The sequence below is a fragment of the Pandoraea sp. B-6 genome (assembly GCF_000282835.1).
Classification (GTDB): Bacteria; Pseudomonadota; Gammaproteobacteria; order Burkholderiales; family Burkholderiaceae; genus Pandoraea; species Pandoraea cepalis.
On record NZ_KB290520.1, the window covers coordinates 1 to 18,139 of the forward strand.

Here is an 18,139-nt window from a genome sequence, read left to right on the forward strand (position 1 = left end):
CGCGCCGCGCAGACCGGCACCGGCGGCGGCTGCCCCTGCGGCAAGCGCCCGCACCGGCACGGATGACGCCAGCGGCGACTGGGAGACCTTCTGATCGCGCGTCGCGCGCGCTCTGGCAGCAATCGGCAAGACGAAAACCGTCGCGCGCATCGCGCACGCGACGTGCAGGCAGTGGAGGGTCACATCATGAAGCAATTGAGTCTCAAGGCAAAACTCTGGTCCGCGCTTGCGCTGATGTGGCTGGGTCTTTTGATTTTCGGCGGCTGGGCCGCCTGGCATGAACGCAGCACGATGGTGTCGGAGCGGCGTGCGGCGGTGCAAAGCGTCGTCACGAGTGCCGACGGTATCGTGCGCGACTACGCGGCACAAGCGGCGGCGGGCAAGATCAGCGTCGACGAAGCGAAGCAACAGGCCATGGCTCGCCTGAAGACGATGCGCTATGGCGACAGCGGCTACCTGGTCGTGTTCGACTCGAAGCCGGTCGTGCTCATGCATCCGACGCTGGCCGATCTGGTGAACAAGGACGTCTCGAACTATAAGGATTCGAACGGCAAGCTGCTGTTCGTCGAGATGGCTCGTGTCGCCAAGGAGAAGGGCTCGGGCTTCGTCGAATACCACGGTCGTGTCGCGGGCAGCGACAAGCGCCTGGAAAAGCTCTCGTTCGTGAAGTACTTCGCGCCGTGGGACTGGAGTGTGATGAGCGGCATGTACATGCAGGACGTCGACGAAGCGTTCTACAGTGCGTTGATTCGCTACGGCATTGCCCTGTTGCTCATCGGCGCCATCGTGACGGCCGCGATGATCGCGATCATTCGCAACGTGCAGCGCAGCCTCGGCGGCGAGCCGGAATACGCGGCCGACATCGCCCATCGCATCGCGAGTGGCGATCTGCAAAGCCACGTGATGCTGGCGCCAGGCGACAACAGCAGCCTGCTCTACGCGATGCAACGCATGCAGCGCACGTTGGCCGAGACCATCGGGCAGATCCGCGAGGGCACCGAATCGATCACGACGGCGGCGCAGGAAATTGCGGCGGGCAACACCGATCTGTCGGCACGCACCGAACAGCAGGCCGCGTCGCTCGAAGAAACGGCGTCGTCGATGGAGCAACTCACCGCCACCGTCAAGCAGAACGCGGACAACGCGCGCCAGGCGAGCCAGCTTGCCGTGAACGCGTCGGAGATCGCGACCCGTGGCGGTCAGGTCTCCGGAAAGGTGGGCGAGACGATGGACGGCATCTCGACCAGCTCGAGCAAGATCGTCGACATCATCGGTGTGATCGACGGGATCGCATTCCAGACCAACATTCTGGCGCTGAACGCCGCCGTGGAAGCCGCCCGTGCGGGCGAGCAGGGCCGTGGCTTTGCCGTGGTGGCGGGCGAAGTGCGCACGCTGGCGCAGCGCAGTGCGGCAGCGGCGAAGGAAATCAAGGCGCTGATCGAAGAGTCGGCGCGCCGCGTGCAGGACGGTACGGCGCTCGTCGCTCAGCAGCGGCAGACCATGGGTGAGATCGTGCAGGCGGTCAAGCGCGTGACGGACATCATGGGGGAGATCTCGGCGGCATCGAACGAGCAGTCGAGCGGTATCGAGCAGGTCAACCGCGCCGTGACGCAGATGGATGAGGTGACGCAGCAGAACGCGGCGCTCGTGGAAGAAGCGGCCGCCGCTGCGGGATCGCTGGAATCGCAGGCGCACGATCTGCGCGCGGCGGTGGCGGTGTTCCAGACGAGCGGTGCCGGCGGGGCCGTTCACGCGATGGGCGCGCCGCGTCGCGGGCCGGCGCCGCAACCCCTGGCTCGCGCGGCATAGCGCGAACAATTGCCGCGGTGGCAAAGTGAGACGACATGACTGATTCGCGCACGATATCACCTACGACACGTCGAGGCGCCGCGGGCATCGACGGCGACGTCGGCTCGCGCAGCGCGGGTTTTGCGCGCGCCAGCGGTGCTGCCCTCTCCGGCGAGCGCGACTTCACCTTCTCGCTGACCGATTTCGGCCGCATCCGTCATCTGATCTATCAGCGCGCCGGGATCGCCCTGGCGGAGCACAAGCGCGAAATGGTGTACAGCCGCATCGCGCGGCGTCTGCGCGCGCTCGGGATGACGAGCTTCACCGAATACCTCGACATGCTCGAGGCTGACACCGGCGAGACCGAATGGGAGTCGTTCACCAACGCGTTGACGACCAACCTGACGTCGTTCTTCCGCGAGTCGCATCATTTCCCGCTGCTCGCCGACTTCGTGCGTCAGCGGGCCAAACCGATCTCGATCTGGTGCTGCGCGGCGTCGACCGGCGAAGAGCCGTATTCGATTGCGATGACGCTCGTCGACACGCTCGGCACGCGGCCCAGCGCGAGCGTGCTCGCCACCGATCTCGACACGCAGGTGCTCGCGCGGGCATCGAGCGCGGTCTACAGCGGCGAGCAGACCGGCAAGCTCTCGCAAGAGCAGTTGCGCCGCCACTTCCTGCGGGGCACGGGCGCCAACGAGGGCAAGATCAAGGTGCGTCCGGAGCTGCAGCAGCTCGTGACGTTCGCGCCGCTCAACCTGCTCGCGCCGTCGTGGCAGATCGGCGGTCCGTTCGACGTCATTTTCTGCCGCAACGTGATGATCTATTTCGACAAGGCCACGCAAGCGCGCATTCTCGAGCGCTTCGTGCCCTTGCTCAAGCCGGATGGTTTGCTTTTCGCCGGGCACTCCGAGAACTTCACCTACGTGAGCCAGGCGTTCCGGCTGCGCGGGCAGACGGTGTACGAGCTGGCCGGCTCGACCGCGCGAGGGGCCTGACATGACGCAGCCACTGGCCGAGGCGCTCGCCACCAACCACTACTTCGACAATGCGTTCGACACGCAGGCGGTGAAGCTGCTGCCGTCCGAGTACTACGTCACGACCGAGGACATCATGCTCGTGACGGTGCTCGGGTCGTGCGTGGCCGCGTGTGTGCGCGATACCGTCACGGGTATCGGCGGCATGAATCATTTCATGCTGCCCGACGATGGCGAGAGCGAGCGCAACCGTATACTCTCGGCGTCGATGCGCTACGGCGCTTACGCCATGGAAATGCTTATCAACGAGCTGATCAAGCTCGGCGCACGGCGCGAACGGCTCGAGGCGAAGGTCTTCGGCGGCGGCGCGGTGCTCGCGGGCATGACCACGCTGAACATCGGCGATCGCAATGCGAACTTCGTGTTGCGCTATCTGGAGATGGAGCAGATTCGCGTCACGGCGCAGGATCTTCTCGGACCGCATCCGCGCAAGGTATGCTTTTTGCCGCGCACCGGGCGGGTGATGGTCAGAAAGCTGGGCGACCGGGGCGACCCGGCCATTGCCCAGCGCGAACAGGCGTACGCGCAGCGACTGCGTGCACGCGAAGTCCGGGGTTCCGTAGAACTCTTTGCGCCACCGGCCAGAAACGCCAAGCCTCGGCCGGGGCCTGACAACCGACAAATGGAGGAGGCTTGAGCGAACCTATCAAAGTCCTGTGCGTGGACGATTCCGCACTCGTGCGCAGCCTGATGACCGAGATCATCAATGCGCAGCCGGACATGACCGTTGTGGCGACCGCCCCCGACCCGCTCGTGGCGCGCGACCTGATCAAGCAGCACAACCCGGACGTGCTCACGCTCGACGTCGAAATGCCGCGCATGGACGGGCTCGACTTCCTTGAGAAGCTCATGCGTTTGCGTCCGATGCCGGTGCTCATGGTGTCGTCGCTGACCGAGCGCGGCTCGGAAGTCACGCTGCGCGCGCTCGAACTCGGCGCCGTGGACTTCGTGACGAAGCCGCGCCTGGGCATTCGCGACGGCATGCTCGAGTACGGCGAGATGATTGCCGACAAGATTCGTGGCGCCGCGCGCGCCCGCGTGCGCAGCGCCCCGCCCAAGAGCGCGACGCCCGTGCCGGTCGAAGCGGCGCCGCTACTGCGTAACCCGCTGGTGTCGACGGAGAAGCTGATCATCATCGGCGCGTCGACGGGCGGCACGGAGGCGATCCGTGAGGTGCTCGTGCCGATGCCGCCGGACGCCCCGGCGATTTTGATTACCCAGCATATGCCGGCGGGCTTCACCAAGTCGTTCGCGCAGCGCCTGAACGGCCTGTGCCGCATTACGGTGAAGGAAGCCGAGCATGGCGAGCGGGTGCTGCCGGGCCACGCGTACATCGCGCCGGGCGGCGACACCCACCTGCAGCTCTCGCGCAGCGGCGCGAACTATGTGGCCTTGCTCGATGCGGCGCCGCCGGTGAATCGACATCGTCCGTCGGTCGATGTATTGTTCCGCTCCGCGGCGGTTCACGCCGGACGCAATGCGATCGGCGTGATTCTCACGGGCATGGGCCGCGACGGCGCGGCCGGACTCGTGGAAATGCGCCGGGCCGGCGCGCACACCTTCGCGCAGGACGAGGCGAGTTGCATCGTGTTCGGCATGCCGCGCGAGGCCATTGCGATGGGCGGGGCGGAAGAAGTGGTGCCGTTGCACGAAATGGCCCGCAAAGTGCTGCATCAGGTTGCGAAATTTGGCGATCGCACCCAGCGGGTATAGTAGGGCGCTTTTTTGGCGTTTTTTCGCCGTATGCGTCGCGTCGATTTGCGGACACACTTGGGGCACCAAGTGGTGGCGAAATCTGCCCATGAATATCGCCGGCCCCCGCGGGGCGCCGGCTGAATTGGAGTAATGATGGTAGACAAGAACTTGAAATTCCTGGTCGTCGACGATTTTCCGACGATGCGCCGGATTGTGAGAAACCTGCTCAAGGAGCTGGGCTTCTCCAATGTCGACGAAGCGGAAGACGGTGCGGCGGCGCTGGCCAAGCTGCGTGGCGGCAGCTTCGAATTCGTGGTCTCGGATTGGAACATGCCGAACATGGATGGCCTGACGATGCTTCAGCAGATCCGAGCCGATCCGAACCTCGCAAAGCTGCCGGTGCTCATGGTCACGGCCGAAGCGAAGAAGGAAAACATTATCGCGGCTGCCCAGGCCGGGGCGAGCGGGTATGTGGTCAAGCCGTTTACGGCCGCGACGCTCGATGAAAAGCTGGGCAAGATCTTCGAGAAAATGGTTAAGACAGGGGCGTGAGCGTGACCCACGAGGCGAGCACTGAATGGCCGGGTGAGCCCAACGGCGCTTACGTGACCGGCGAAGCGGACCCGTCCGCGCGCATGCTCATGCGCGTTGGGCAGCTGACGCGCATGCTGCGTGACAACCTGCGCGAACTCGGGCTGGACAAGCAACTCGAGCAGGCGGCCGAAGCGATTCCCGACGCGCGCGACCGCCTGAACTATGTCGCCACCCTGACCGAGCAGGCGGCGGTGCGGGCGCTCACGGCCATCGAACTGGCCAAGCCCCTTCAGGATCGTCTCGAAGCGGACGCCAACGCACTCGACGAACGCTGGGCCAAGTGGTTCGACGAGCCGCTCGAACTCGACGATGCCCGCAAGCTGGTCGTGGAGACGCGCACGTATCTGCGTCGCGTGCCGGACGACACGCGCGCGACCAACCACCATCTGATGGAAATCATGATGGCGCAGGACTTCCAGGATCTGACCGGACAGGTCATCAAGAAGATCATGGATGTCGTGCAGGAGATCGAGAAGCACCTGTTGCAGACGCTGCTCGAAAACATGCCGCCCGAGAAGCGCAAGGAAGCCGAAGATTCGCTGCTCAACGGGCCGCAGGTCAAGACCGATGGCCGCACCGACATCGTGTCCGATCAAGGGCAGGTCGACGACCTGCTCGCCAGCCTCGGCTTCTGAGGATTCGCCCCGCCGGCCCGTCGACGGGCTGCCGGGGCGTCGCTTTTTGACGGCGTTTCCGACCTTTGCCGCACGCCGGCGCGAAATACCGCCCAATCCCGCCTCTATTCCCCCCTTTGTGACTTGACGGTTACGGCCATAATCGGTCGCGATAGGGTGGCTTCGTCCGCCCGCAGTGGATAAGGCATGGCTGAGGATAGCGATCTCGAAAAGACGGAACCTGCGTCTCCCCGGCGCCTTGAAAAGGCGCGCGAGGAAGGACAGGTTGCGCGTTCGCGGGAACTGTCCACGTTCGCCTTGCTGGCGGCCGGAGTGGCCGGCTTGTGGATGACGGCTGACCGCATTTCGCAAGGCTTCGCCCAACTGATGCGCCACGGGATGCAGTTCGAGCCGGGCACCGCCCTCGACACCCACCGCATGCTCTCCTATGCCGCACGCTCGGGCGCCGACGCGCTCATCGCCATTGCCCCGCTGCTCGGTGTGCTGGTGCTCGCGGCGATTGTCGCCCCGATGGCGCTGGGCGGTTGGCTCTTCACCACCCAGTCGCTCGCGCCCAACTTCGGCCGCCTGAACCCACTCAAGGGGCTGGGCCGCATGTTTTCCGTGCAGGGGCTGGTCGAACTCGTCAAGGCGGTGGCCAAGACGCTGCTCGTCGGCGCCGTGGCCTACTGGGCGATTGCGCGCGACCGCGACGCGGTCATGGGGCTGATGACGCAGTCGCCCCGCGCGGCCTTGCCGTATGTGGGCGAGTTGATCGCGGTGTGCTGTGCGTTCATCGTGGCATCGCTGATGCTGGTGGCGGCCATCGACGTCCCCTTCCAGCTCTGGCAGCACTACAAGAAGCTGCGCATGACCAAAGAGGAAGTGCGGCAGGAAAACAAGGAAAGCGAAGGCGATCCGCATCTCAAGGCGCACATCCGCCAGTTGCAGCGCCAGACGGCGCGCCGTCGCATGATGCAGGACGTGCCCAAGGCCGACGTGATCGTGACCAACCCGACGCACTTTGCCGTTGCGCTCGAATACAAGGAAAACATGACGGCACCGCGCGTGCTGGCCAAGGGCACGGATCTCGTTGCGCTGCGCATCCGCGAGATGGGCGCCGAGCACCACATTCCGATTCTCGAAGCCCCGCCGCTGGCACGGGCACTGCACGCGCACGTGGACATCGGTCACGAAATTCCGGCCACGCTCTACACGGCCGTGGCCGAAGTGCTGGCGTGGGTCTTCCAGCTTCGCCGCTGGCGCACCGAGGGGGGCGCCGCGCCCGTTACCCCGTCGGATCTGCCGGTGCCGGCCGAACTCGACGCGCCGCGGCGCGCCGGGTCGAAACGAGTGTAACGAATGAACCTCAACCCTCGCGCGAACCAGCTACTGCGCTCGTCGCAACTGCTCCTCGGCGGCAATCTGAAGTCGCTCGCCGCGCCGGTGCTGATCATCATGATTCTGGGCATGATGATCCTGCCGTTGCCGCCGTTCATCCTGGATCTGCTCTTCACCTTCAACATCGCATTGGCGGTGATGGTGCTGCTCGTGAGCATGTACACGCAAAAGCCGCTAGACTTCGCGGCGTTCCCGAGCGTGCTGCTGTTCTCCACCTTGTTGCGCCTGTCGCTGAACGTGGCATCCACCCGCGTGGTGCTGCTCGAAGGCCATACCGGCCCGGACGCCGCCGGCAAGGTGATCGAGGCGTTCGGCCACTTCCTGGTGGGCGGCAACTACGCCGTCGGTATCGTGGTGTTCATCATCCTCGTGGTCATCAACTTCATGGTGATCACGAAGGGCGCCGGGCGCATCGCCGAAGTCGGCGCGCGCTTCACCCTCGACGCGATGCCGGGCAAGCAAATGGCCATCGACGCCGACCTGAACGCCGGACTGATCGGCGAAGAGGAGGCGCGCAAGCGTCGCTCGGTGATCGCCCAGGAAGCCGACTTCTACGGCTCGATGGACGGCGCATCGAAGTTCGTGCGCGGCGATGCGGTCGCCGGTCTGCTCATCATGATCATCAACATCGTCGGCGGGCTGATCGTCGGCGTGGCCCAGCACGGCCTGGATATCGGCATGGCGGCGAAGAACTACACGCTGCTGACCATTGGCGACGGTCTCGTCGCGCAGATCCCCGCGCTGGTGATCTCCACGGCCGCCGGTGTGGTCGTCTCGCGCGTGGCGACCGATGAAGACATCGGCCAGCAGGTCGTCTCTCAACTGTTCAGCAATCCGCGCGTGCTGGGGATCACGGCGGCGATTCTCGGTCTGATGGGCTTGATTCCGGGCATGCCGCACTTCGCCTTTCTGCTGTTGGCCTTGGGGCTGGGGGCGCTCGCTCGCTATCAGTTCCGCCGCGCCGAGGCCGAGAAGCAACAGGCCGCGCGTCCGACCCCCGTTGCGTCCAGCGCGCCGGCCGAAGTGGCCGAAGCGTCGTGGGACGACGTGGCGCTCGTCGACCCGCTCGGACTGGAGGTCGGCTATCGGCTGATTCCGCTCGTCGACCGCAATCAGGACGGCGAATTGCTCAAGCGCATCAAGGGCATCCGCAAGAAATTCGCCCAGGAAATCGGTTTTCTCGCACCGGTGGTGCACATTCGCGACAACCTGGAGCTGCGTCCGAACCAGTACCGCATCACGCTCAAGGGCGTGGTCATCGGCGAAGGCGAAGCGTATCCGGGGCAACTGCTCGCCATCGATCCGGGGCAGGTCAGCGCACCGCTGCAGGGCACGCCCACGCGCGATCCGGCCTTCGGCTTGCCGGCGACGTGGATCGATGTCGGTCAGCGCGATCAGGCGCAGGCGTATGGCTACACGGTGGTCGATGCCGGGACGGTGGTCGCCACCCATCTGAACCACCTGATCAACGCCCACGCGCACGAGTTGCTGGGCCGTCAGGAAGTGCAGCAGCTCATCGAGCGCATCGGCAAGGACGCGCCCAAGCTCATCGAAGATCTGGTGCCGAAGACGATCGCGCTCACCACGTTGCAGAAAGTCTTGCAGAACCTGCTCGAGGAACAGGTGCCGATTCGCGACATGCGCACGATCATCGATACGCTCGCCGAACACGGTACGCGCGTACAGGACGCCCACGACCTCACGGCGCTGGTGCGCCTGGCGCTCGGCCGCGCGATCACGCAAAGCGTGTTCCCGGGAAGTGGCGATCTCGAGGTGGTGGGGCTCGATGCCAATCTCGAAAGAATTCTCACGCAGGCGTTGTCGGCAGGCGGTGGCACGGGGCTGGAGCCGGGTCTCGCGGACACGCTGCTGCGCGAGACGCAGGCCGCGGTGGCGCGCCAGGAGCGTCAGGGCTTGCCGTCGGTACTGCTGGTCCAACATCCGCTGCGTTCGCTGCTCTCGCGCTTCTTGCGCCGCAGCTTGCCGCAGCTCAAGGTTTTGTCGTATGCGGAAGTGCCTGACACACGGAATGTGAAAATGACGGCACTCATCGGAGGTCAAGGGTGAAGATTCGGAAATTCTTTGCGGGCACGTGCCGCGATGCACTGCGCCAGATTCGCGAGGAAATCGGACCCGATGCGGTCGTGTTGTCCAATCGCTCGGTCGCCAATGGCGTGGAAATCGTCGCATTGGCGGAAGAGGATCTTGACGCGCTCGCGGGCGGCGACATGCCGACCCACCGGCCGCGTCCACGCCCGGCGGTGCCTGTCGCCCCGGTCGCTGCCGTCACTGGCGCGCCGATCGCGGCGGCCCATGATGCCGGGGCAACGAGCGCGTTTGCCCAAACCATGATGGATGAACTTCAGAGCATGCGCGGCTTGCTCGAAGAGCAGGTCGCCGGGCTGGTCTGGAACGACAAGCAACGTCGTTCCCCGGCGCAGGGCGAGATTCTGCGCACGCTGCTCGCCGCAGGGTTCTCGGCGCAACTGGGTCGGGCGCTGCTCGAACATCTGCCGGAGGGCGGCGATCTGGAGAGTGGGTTGGCATGGGTGAAGCGCGCGCTGACGCGCAATCTGCCCGTCATGCCGAACGAAGACGAACTGATGGACCGCGGCGGCGTGTATGCGCTGATGGGGCCGACCGGGGTGGGCAAGACCACCACGACGGCCAAGCTCGCGGCGCGCTGCGTGATGCGGCACGGCGCGGAGAAGCTCGCGCTGCTCACCACCGACAGCTATCGTATCGGCGGGCACGAGCAACTGCGCATTTACGGCAAGATTCTCGGCGTGACGGTGCATGCGGTAAAAGATGCCACGGACCTGCGTCTGGCGCTGACCGAATTGCGCAACAAGCACATGGTGCTGATCGACACGGTGGGCATGAGCCAGCGAGACCGTACGGTGCCGGAGCAGGTCGCGATGTTGTGCGGCGCCGAGACGCCGGTGCAGCGTCTGTTGCTGCTCAACGCCACGAGTCATGGCGATACGCTCAACGAGGTGGTACACGCCTACCGCAGCGCGAGCGCGCAAGGCGGCGGCGATCTGGCGGGGTGCATTCTCACGAAACTCGACGAATCGACCAATCTCGGGTCGGTGCTCGATACGGTGATTCGTCATCGCTTGCCGGTGCATTATGTGTCCACGGGACAGCGTGTGCCGGAGAACCTGCACGTGGCCGACAAACCATTCCTGATCGACACCGCACTTTCCGCGCCGGTCACGGGCTCGCCATTCGTGCCGGCCGAGGAAGACCTGCCGGCTGTGGTGCGCGGCGTCGACCCCCAATACAGCGGGCTGTTCGCGCCCGCACAACCCTCAGGCGAGGCTTGCTTTGGTTAAGCTCGTACTCGATCAAGCGGAAGGTCTGCGCCGGCTCGTGGCGCGTCACACCACGCGAATCGTCGCGGTGGTAGGGAGTGCGCCTGAAGCGGGTCAGACGAGTACCGCGCTGAATCTGGCCAGCGCCCTGGCGCATCACGGTCAGGATGTCGTGCTGGCCGACGAGAGCGGCCATGCGGCACCGGCGCTCGGTCTGCCGCTGCGCGGCGACATTCACGACGTGCTGGCCGGACGCGTGTCGCCCGAGGCGATTCGCGTGCACACGCGCGACAACGTGGTGGTGGTGCCCGTGGCGCATCGGCATCCCGAACGCATTGACCCGTTGCGCGCGCTGCCGCTGTTGACGACCAGCGAGCCCGACGTCGTGGTGATCGATTGCACGCACGCGGGGGCGGTGCTCAGCCCGCTCGCGGCGCACGCGCACGACGTGCTGGTGGTGCTGGGGTGCGAGCCGGCGTCGATCACGGGGGCGTATTCGTGGATTAAGCAGGCGCATTTCGAGTATGCGTTGGCGCAGTTCCGGGTGTTGGTGAATCGGTCGGAGGACGTGGAGGCGCGCGTGGTGTGCCGCAATCTGGCCACGACGGCGAGCCGTTATCTGGCGGTGTCGCTGGAGCTGGCGGGCCATGTGCCGATGGATCGGCAGGTTGTGCGTGCGCGGCAATTGACGCGCACCGTGGTCGATGCGTTCCCGATGGCGCCGGCGGCGGTGGCGTATCGGCAACTGGCGGCGCAGGTGATGCATTGGCCATTGGCCGTGCGAGAGACGGGGCTGGCCGCGTTGGGCGCCGGGGTGGGTGACATCGGTGGCGAGCGCGGCAACGACATAACGCTTGGCGTGGGCGCGGTGAGCGCGCACACGGCTTGAGCGACACGGCACGCGTCGAGAGGAAGCGGAGGGAAACATGTATACCGCGAGCGGGAAGGTCGACACGAACGACACGCTGACGCAATACGCGCCGTTGGTGCGTCGTCTGGCGCTGCAACTGATGGCGAAGCTGCCGGCGAGCGTGGAATTGGAAGATCTGATTCAGGCGGGCATGCTCGGGCTGCTCGATGCGGCGAACCGGTATCAGGAGACGCAGGGCGCGCAGTTTGAAACGTACGCGAGCCAGCGCATTCGCGGCGCGATGCTCGACGAGTTGCGCGAGCTGGATTGGGCGTCGCGCGGCATTCGCAAGACGGCGCGTCAGATCGAGAAGGCGGTGCAGCGCCTGGAGCAACGGTTGGGCCGGGGGCCGTCGGAGAGCGAGATCGCGGGCGAGCTGTCGATCGGTCTGGCCGAATATCAGCAGATGCTGCAGGACGTGCACGGTTGCCAACTGGTCTATTACGAGGATTTCGATTCGGCGGACGAAGAGCCGTTTATTGACCGGATCTGTGCGAATCCGGGCGCCGATCCGCTGACGATGTTGCTCGACGAAGGCTTGCGCGGCGGCGTGATCGATGCGATCGATCGGCTGCCGGAGCGCGAGAAGTTGCTCATGAGCCTGTATTACGACCAGGGCCTGAATCTGCGCGAGATCGGCGCGGTGCTGGAAGTGAGCGAATCGCGCGTCTGCCAGTTGCATAGCCAGGCGATCTCGCGCCTGCGCACAACGTTGCGTGAGAAGGCTTGGACTTCGGCGAGTTAAGTCACACCCATTGAGCCAAGCCCTCGGACGTTCGCTTCCGAGGGTTTTTTTGCGTTTGGGCGCGGCAAGGCTTCATCTTTTCGGACAAATCGGCCTTGAAAGAATGGTGCTATTATTGGCACCATTCTGGCATGCCGTCCTTATCCAAACTTCTCGCCAAGATTGCTCGCGAACCTGCCAATGTGCGATTTGTCGAGTTGGTGTTTCTCTGCGAAGCCTACTTTGGCGTGCCGCGCCGGTCAGGCAGCCACACCATCTTCAAAACGCCATGGCACGGGAATCCTCGCATCAATTTGCAGAATTCGGGAGGCATGGCGAAGGCTTATCAGGTACGCCAGGTCTTGAATGCCATCTGCAAATTCGAGGGCCGAGAGCATGAACATTAATCATTACACCTATCGTCTGACCTGGTCGCCGGAAGATGGCGAGCACGTCGGGCTTTGTGCCGAATTCCCATCGCTGTCCTGGCTGGATGTGACGCCGGAAGGAGCGTTGGACGGTATTCGGAAGGTGGTGACGGACGTGGTCGCCGATATGCAGGCGAACGGGGAAACGGTGCCGGAACCGCTGGCCGAGCATCGTTACAGCGGTGAATTTCGCGTGCGGATTCCCCCAACGCTACATCGCGCGTTGGTCATCGAAGCGGCGGAACTGGGAGTCAGTCTGAATCGACTGGCGAGCCTCAAGCTTGCGGCGAACTAAGCCGCGTCAAGCCGTAGTCAAGCCGTAATGCTGCCGCCGCTCGATCGCGGGGCGGTGCGGCCGTCGGGGCCGTAGAGCGGGGCGTTCTGCTGCGGGCCGTACAACACGTTCAGCGCCTGCTGCGTGTAGGTCAGACGCGTGCGAATCAGTACGCCATTCGTTTCATTGGCACGCTTGGCTTCGATCGCCGCGTCCAGCAGCGCCTTCCACGCGGCGTCGACGCCGGTGTCGGCGGCGGCCGCCGCCGTTGCGCCCGACTCGTCCGGACGATAGCCCAGGGCTTCCAGCTGGGTGTCGCGTTCGCGCCCAAGGGCTGCGAGGTCGGTCACGGCTTGCGTCTTGCGCTCGGTCAGCTCCGGCAATGCGTCGAGCATGCCATTGACCAACGCCTGCTGTTCCTCGAGAAGCAGCGCCGAAAACGCGCGAATGGCGTTCGTTTCGGCGGCGAGAGTTTTCAGCAGGGCGTCAGTGGTCATGACTTCGATTGCGTGGAGAGCAGATCGCGCGCGGTCGCAATGAGACCGTCCGCAATCTTGCTGGGATCAATGACGAGCTTTCCTTCGGAGATGGCCTGCTTGATCGCGGCCACCTTGGCCACGTCAATATCGGCAGATCCCGTCTTCGCCAGCGCTGCCTGCAAGGCGCGCATCTCCGACGACAGCGCGCTCGCGCTCACATTCGCGCCGCTGCCCGTGCTGGCGACAGACGCGTTCGTGCCTTCGGCGCTCGCCGTGGCGGCAGTCGTCCGGTCGGTCGGCGCCTTGCCCGGACCGACACCAGTCAACGGATTGGCGGGTGGTTCGATTTTCATATGCTTTCCCCTGAAACCTGCCTGTGTAACGGCATCGTCGGGCGCAACTTTAGGTAAGTTACATCCTGTTACCCGATCCCGCGACCGACCGATTTCAGTGAATTCTAACCCGTAGTGAGTGTTTGCTTACAGGGCAACTTCCACTTCAACGCTCCCATTCTTACCGGTCTTGACGGTCCCACTGACGAGCTGACCGGCGCGGGTGCGCACCTGAACGGGATCGCCGGCGCTGGCACGCGACAGCACCTGTCCTTCGGTACTCACCTCGAAGCCCGAGCCGCGCGAGACGACGCGCACGGTTTGTCCCTGCTGGACGGCAATCGCGCTGCGCAGCAGATCGGAACGGATCGGCAGGCCAGACGTGATCCGGTTCACCGCCACTGTGCCGATGATCTGACCGGCATCGGTCGCCACCGTGCGCGGCAACAAGGTGAGATCGCCCTGGCGCGGTGACAGATCGTTCGGCCCGATGGCTTCGCCCGGGTTGATCTGACGCGCGGCAACGAAATACGTGGCGGTGATGCTCACTCGGGCCTGAAGGTAGAGCGTCCAGGGACGCTCGCCCGCGCAGCGCACGCCGACGGTCGTCGACCCCCACAGGCGCGCGCCCGGCGGCAGAAAGGGTTCGAGGGCGGCGCAGGCCGGCATCCGATCGGAGACCGCGTCGCCCACCGTCAAGCTCACACGTCCCGGCAACCCGGTCGTCTGCTCGCGCAGGAAACGTTCGGCCGTCTGACGGATGACTTCGGTGTTCTGGAACTGGGACTGAACGGCGGCGCCGGCGGCCTGGGGGGCTTGCACCGCGGCCGCCACCCCGACATTCGAATTGGCATTCGCCGTGGTGACCGTCGCCGCCACATTCCGCGCCGCGCTCGACACGTTCGACACGTTCGAGGCGATACCGCCGGCTGCGGCATTGTTGCCGGGAATGACAACGGCGCCGGGGCCGAGCGTGCTCCCCAGATGCTGCGCGGCCGGGTCGGTGGCAACACCCGCGGCAGGCGAGGCGGCCCGCGCAAGACCCGGTAAAGCGAGACTCGTCAGGCTCAGGACGACGGCAAGCAGACTGGATCGCACGCATGTGCGAACGCCCTGCCGCAGCGCGCTGCGCGCGCGGGGGGCACTGGCGAGAACGCCGCCGAATTTGCCTGCCATGCTCACTCTCCTTCGTACACGGCACCCGAGCGGTGTGCCGGGTGGCTGGCGCACGCCCTGCGCCGCGCCGTGAAGCCGACGGCACCGGGCAGCGTTCCGATGCCTGGGGGGCGAACCCCGCCCGATGCCGTCAGGAAGCCATTCTAGAGATGTCGCCAACCGGGGCATGGCCCGAAATGGCGGTCAATCTCGTGCCTATTCCCCCGATTGAATCCCGAGGGGTACGCATACGATGCAAAGCATGCCAAAAGGTCCGTACTTTTCCCGGGCCCTGGCAGGACATGCCGTCTGCGTGCCGCTGTGAGACCCGCCCTCAGTGCTGAGCGGACGTCCCCGGTGCCGAGACGGTCAGGCTTCTTGTGCACTACCCGCATCAAGGCAAGCATCGGGCGAGACGAGATCATGGACAAACTGGACGCGGCATTGCGATTTTCTCAGCAGGCGCTGGCCATGCGCGCCTACCGCCAGGAGGTGATCTCGTCGAACATCGCCAACGCGGATACGCCGGGATACAAGGCGCGTGATGTCGATTTCAACAATGCGTTGAGCCAGGCGGTCGAGCGCGGCGCGCAGCAACAGCTTGCTACCGAATCGAGTGTTTCGCTCTCGCGCACCTCGTCGCGCCACATCGCCGGGCGCGGCGTGAGCATGGCGCCGCCGATGGGCGGTCCCGAGCTGCTGTATCGCGTGCCGTACCAACAAAGTATCGACGGCAACACCGTCGAACTCGATGCCGAGCGTGTGAACTTCGCCGACAACGCCGTGCATTACCAAACGGGCCTCACGGTCCTGTCCAGCCAGATCAAGACGATGCTGGCCGCCATTACAAGTCAAGGGTAAGCGCCATGCCGCTGATGAGCATCTTCGATGTCGCCGGATCGGCCATGACTGCGCAGTCGCAGCGCATGAACGTGACGGCGAGCAACCTCGCCAACGCCGAGTCGGTAACGGGACCGGACGGTCAGCCGTATCGCGCCAAGCAGGTCGTGTTCCAGGTCAACCCGGTCGAGGGCAGCAACGTCGGCGGCGTGAAGGTGGCCGGCGTGGTCGAGGATTCGTCGCCGCTCAAGACGGTGTACGACCCGAAGAACCCAGCGGCCAATGCCCAGGGCTACGTCACCATGCCCAACGTGAATCCGGTGGAGGAGATGGTCAACATGATCTCCGCTTCCCGCTCTTATCAGGCCAACGTCGAGGCGCTCAACACCGCCAAGACGCTGATGCTCAAAACCCTCACGGTCGGCCAGTAAGGGGCCGCGCGGAGACCAGAAGATGGCAAGTATCAATACGTCGAACGCCGCGAACTTATCCCAGACGTTCCTCGACTCGGTCAACGGCACCGCCAGCAGCAGCTCCAGTTCGTCTGCCGGCAGCGCAAACGACCTGCAAGGCAGTTTCCTGAAGCTGCTCGTCGCGCAGATGAACAATCAGGATCCGCTCAATCCGATGGACAACTCGCAGGTGACCTCGCAGCTCGCGCAGATCAGCACGGTCTCGGGCATCACCCAGTTGAACACGACGCTCTCGTCGGTGACCTCGCAGCTCAATTCGACGCAAAGCCTGCAAGCCTCGGCGCTCGTGGGCAAGGGCGTGCTGATTCCGGGCAGCAGCGTCGGGGTAGGCAGCACCACGGCCACGGACGGCACGGTCACGAAGACCGCCACCCCGTTCGGCTTCGAACTGCCGAGCGACGCCGACACGGTGACGATCCAGATCAAGGACAGCACGGGCAAGGTCGTACGCACGGTCAACGCGGGCGCGCTCGACGCTGGCGTGCAGGCCCTTACGTGGGATGCCAAAGATGACGCGGGCACCGCCGTGGCCGATGGCAAGTACACGGTCGCGGTGACTGCCGCGGCTAACGGCAAGGCCGTGACGCCGACGCTGCTCTCGTACGCGCAGGTGCAAAGCGTGGTGGCCAGCACGACCGGCGCGCCGCTGCTCAACGTGGGGACGGGCTCGAACGTCAAGCTCTCCGATGTGCGCGAAATCCTGTAACCGGCCCTATCGACCCCGCACGGCGTAAGCCCTTAACCCTTTCCATTGCGACAGACGTCGTCGACCACCGAATTTCAGGAGTATCCACATGGCCTTTTCGACCGGACTGAGCGGCCTGAACGCCGCCTCCAAAGACCTGGACGTCATCGGCAACAACGTTGCCAACGCGGCCACCGTCGGTTTCAAGCAAGGTGAGGCACAGTTTGCCGACATCTACGCCAACTCGCTGTACGGCGCGGGCAACAACACGGTGGGCATCGGCACGCGCGTGGCGGGCATTGCCCAGCAGTTCACGCAGGGCGACATCACCGTCACGAATCGTCAGCTCGATCTGGCGGTGTCGGGTAACGGCTTCTTCCGCATGTCGAACAATGGCGCCATTGCCTACACGCGCAACGGTCAGTTTTCGCTCGACAAGAACGGCTACATCGTCGACACCAACGGCGACCGCTTGACCGGCTATCTGGCGGGCCCGACCGGCATCATCAACAGCGTCTCGCCGGTCGATCTGCGCATCCCGACGGGCGACCTGTCGCCGACGGCCACATCCAAGATCACCGCTCAGTTCAACCTCGACTCGCGCAGCGCGGTCAATACGACGGCATTCTCGATTACCGATCCGAACTCGTACACGAACGCCACGTCGCTCAAGGTCTACGACTCGCTGGGCAATTCGCACGACGTGAACCTGTACTTCGTGAAGTCGAGCGTCAACGCCGTGACCAACAACGCCACCTGGTCGGTGTACGCCTCGACCGACGGCACGACCCAGGTGGGCGCCGGTCCGATCGGCACGCTGACGTTCAACTCGGCCGGCAGCCTCGTGTCGCAGACCGACTCGACCGGCGCCGCCGTGACGGGCCCGATCACGCTGCCGACGATCAACTACGGTAACGGTGCGTCGAGCGCCAGCTTGACGCTCGACATGTCGGGCACCACGCAATACGGAAACACCTACTCGCCGAACAACCTGACGCAGAACGGCTACACGTCGGGCCGACTGACCGGGTTCACGTTCAGTGCCGACGGCACGATCGTCGGCACGTACTCGAATACCCAATCGATGGCGCTGGGCCAGGTGGCGTTGGCGAACTTCAACAACGTGCAGGGCCTGATCCCGCAGGGCAACAACCTCTGGCAAGAGTCGGCCGCGTCGGGCATTCCGATCGTCGGCGTGCCGGGCGGCACGAACCTCGGCAAGCTGCAGTCGGGCGCCGTCGAAGCCTCGAACGTCGACCTGACGGCGGAACTGGTTCACATGATCACCGCGCAGCGCAACTACCAGGCCAGCGCGCAGACGATCAAGACGGAAGACCAGTTGATGCAGACCATGGTCAACCTGTAAGGCGGATCCGAGGACATGCATAACTTG

General features: G+C 64.8%; 20 protein-coding genes. 17 read left to right on the top strand and 3 right to left on the bottom strand.

Features of this window, described 5'->3' with window-relative positions; all coding sequences use genetic code 11:
- The first annotated feature begins 186 nt into the window (after nt 1-186).
- The 13 genes from A985_RS25220 (at nt 187) to A985_RS0111905 (ending at nt 12,803) form a co-directional block, all read left to right on the top strand.
- Nucleotides 187-1,809, top strand: a complete 1,623-nt coding sequence (locus A985_RS25220) for a methyl-accepting chemotaxis protein (RefSeq protein ID WP_039830256.1) — start codon at nt 187-189, stop codon at nt 1,807-1,809.
- 35 nt (nt 1,810-1,844) lie between these two features.
- On the top strand, nt 1,845-2,786 hold the full coding sequence (locus tag A985_RS0111850; RefSeq protein WP_017233617.1) for a CheR family methyltransferase: 942 nt from the start codon (nt 1,845-1,847) through the stop codon (nt 2,784-2,786).
- A gap of 1 nt (nt 2,787) precedes the next feature.
- Complete coding sequence (gene cheD / locus A985_RS0111855) at nt 2,788-3,462, top strand: chemoreceptor glutamine deamidase CheD (protein ID WP_017233618.1); 675 nt, start codon at nt 2,788-2,790, stop codon at nt 3,460-3,462.
- The gene (locus A985_RS0111860) at nt 3,459-4,538 is read left to right on the top strand and encodes a chemotaxis response regulator protein-glutamate methylesterase (protein ID WP_017233619.1); all 1,080 of its coding nucleotides are present in this window, start codon (nt 3,459-3,461) and stop codon (nt 4,536-4,538) included. The genes cheD and A985_RS0111860 overlap by 4 nt, the downstream gene beginning before the upstream one ends.
- Nucleotides 4,539-4,673: 135 nt before the next feature.
- On the top strand, nt 4,674-5,072 hold the full coding sequence (gene cheY, locus A985_RS0111865; protein ID WP_017233620.1) for a chemotaxis response regulator CheY: 399 nt from the start codon (nt 4,674-4,676) through the stop codon (nt 5,070-5,072).
- Nucleotides 5,073-5,155: 83 nt separating this feature from the next.
- Nucleotides 5,156-5,749, top strand: coding sequence for a protein phosphatase CheZ (gene cheZ / locus A985_RS0111870; RefSeq protein WP_051060153.1), 594 nt, complete (start codon nt 5,156-5,158; stop codon nt 5,747-5,749).
- Between the two features lie 186 nt (nt 5,750-5,935).
- Complete coding sequence (gene flhB / locus A985_RS0111875) at nt 5,936-7,087, top strand: flagellar biosynthesis protein FlhB (RefSeq protein ID WP_017233622.1); 1,152 nt, start codon at nt 5,936-5,938, stop codon at nt 7,085-7,087.
- 3 nt (nt 7,088-7,090) lie between these two features.
- A complete protein-coding gene (flhA, locus tag A985_RS0111880) occupies nt 7,091-9,196 on the top strand; it encodes a flagellar biosynthesis protein FlhA (protein ID WP_017233623.1) in 2,106 nt (701 codons plus the stop codon).
- A complete protein-coding gene (gene flhF / locus A985_RS0111885; protein WP_017233624.1) occupies nt 9,193-10,467 on the top strand; it encodes a flagellar biosynthesis protein FlhF in 1,275 nt (424 codons plus the stop codon). Before flhA ends, flhF begins: the two co-directional genes overlap by 4 nt.
- Nucleotides 10,460-11,335, top strand: a complete 876-nt coding sequence (locus A985_RS25225) for a hypothetical protein (RefSeq protein WP_017233625.1) — start codon at nt 10,460-10,462, stop codon at nt 11,333-11,335. The genes flhF and A985_RS25225 overlap by 8 nt, the downstream gene beginning before the upstream one ends.
- A 37-nt stretch (nt 11,336-11,372) precedes the next feature.
- A complete protein-coding gene (locus A985_RS0111895; RefSeq protein WP_017233626.1) occupies nt 11,373-12,101 on the top strand; it encodes an RNA polymerase sigma factor FliA in 729 nt (242 codons plus the stop codon).
- Between the two features lie 131 nt (nt 12,102-12,232).
- Complete coding sequence (locus tag A985_RS0111900) at nt 12,233-12,487, top strand: hypothetical protein (RefSeq protein WP_017233627.1); 255 nt, start codon at nt 12,233-12,235, stop codon at nt 12,485-12,487.
- A complete protein-coding gene (locus tag A985_RS0111905) occupies nt 12,477-12,803 on the top strand; it encodes a type II toxin-antitoxin system HicB family antitoxin (RefSeq protein ID WP_017233628.1) in 327 nt (108 codons plus the stop codon). Before A985_RS0111900 ends, A985_RS0111905 begins: the two co-directional genes overlap by 11 nt.
- 17 nt (nt 12,804-12,820) lie before the next feature.
- Here A985_RS0111905 and A985_RS0111910 read toward each other — a convergent pair whose 3' ends face one another.
- The 3 genes from A985_RS0111910 to flgA form a co-directional block, all read right to left on the bottom strand.
- Nucleotides 12,821-13,279 carry a flagella synthesis protein FlgN gene (locus A985_RS0111910; protein WP_017233629.1) on the bottom strand — a complete coding sequence of 153 codons (459 nt, stop codon included), beginning with the start codon at nt 13,277-13,279 and terminating at the stop codon, nt 12,821-12,823.
- Complete coding sequence (flgM, locus tag A985_RS0111915; protein WP_017233630.1) at nt 13,276-13,614, bottom strand: flagellar biosynthesis anti-sigma factor FlgM; 339 nt, start codon at nt 13,612-13,614, stop codon at nt 13,276-13,278. Before flgM ends, A985_RS0111910 begins: the two co-directional genes overlap by 4 nt.
- A 126-nt stretch (nt 13,615-13,740) precedes the next feature.
- Nucleotides 13,741-14,769 (bottom strand): flagellar basal body P-ring formation chaperone FlgA, encoded by a 1,029-nt coding sequence (gene flgA, locus A985_RS27545; protein WP_017233631.1) that lies wholly within the window; start codon nt 14,767-14,769, stop codon nt 13,741-13,743.
- A 399-nt stretch (nt 14,770-15,168) separates the two neighbouring features.
- On the opposite strand from flgA, the gene flgB reads away from it, so the two are divergent.
- The 4 genes from flgB (at nt 15,169) to flgE (ending at nt 18,112) form a co-directional block, all read left to right on the top strand.
- Nucleotides 15,169-15,609 (top strand): flagellar basal body rod protein FlgB, encoded by a 441-nt coding sequence (gene flgB, locus A985_RS0111925; RefSeq protein ID WP_026131887.1) that lies wholly within the window; start codon nt 15,169-15,171, stop codon nt 15,607-15,609.
- Nucleotides 15,610-15,614: 5 nt separating this feature from the next.
- Entirely contained in the window at nt 15,615-16,019 is a 405-nt protein-coding gene (flgC, locus tag A985_RS0111930) for a flagellar basal body rod protein FlgC (RefSeq protein ID WP_017233633.1), read from the top strand.
- A 22-nt stretch (nt 16,020-16,041) separates the two neighbouring features.
- Nucleotides 16,042-16,767, top strand: coding sequence for a flagellar hook assembly protein FlgD (gene flgD / locus A985_RS0111935; protein WP_017233634.1), 726 nt, complete (start codon nt 16,042-16,044; stop codon nt 16,765-16,767).
- An 88-nt stretch (nt 16,768-16,855) separates the two neighbouring features.
- On the top strand, nt 16,856-18,112 hold the full coding sequence (flgE, locus tag A985_RS0111940) for a flagellar hook protein FlgE (RefSeq protein WP_017233635.1): 1,257 nt from the start codon (nt 16,856-16,858) through the stop codon (nt 18,110-18,112).
- Nucleotides 18,113-18,139: the final 27 nt, after the last annotated feature.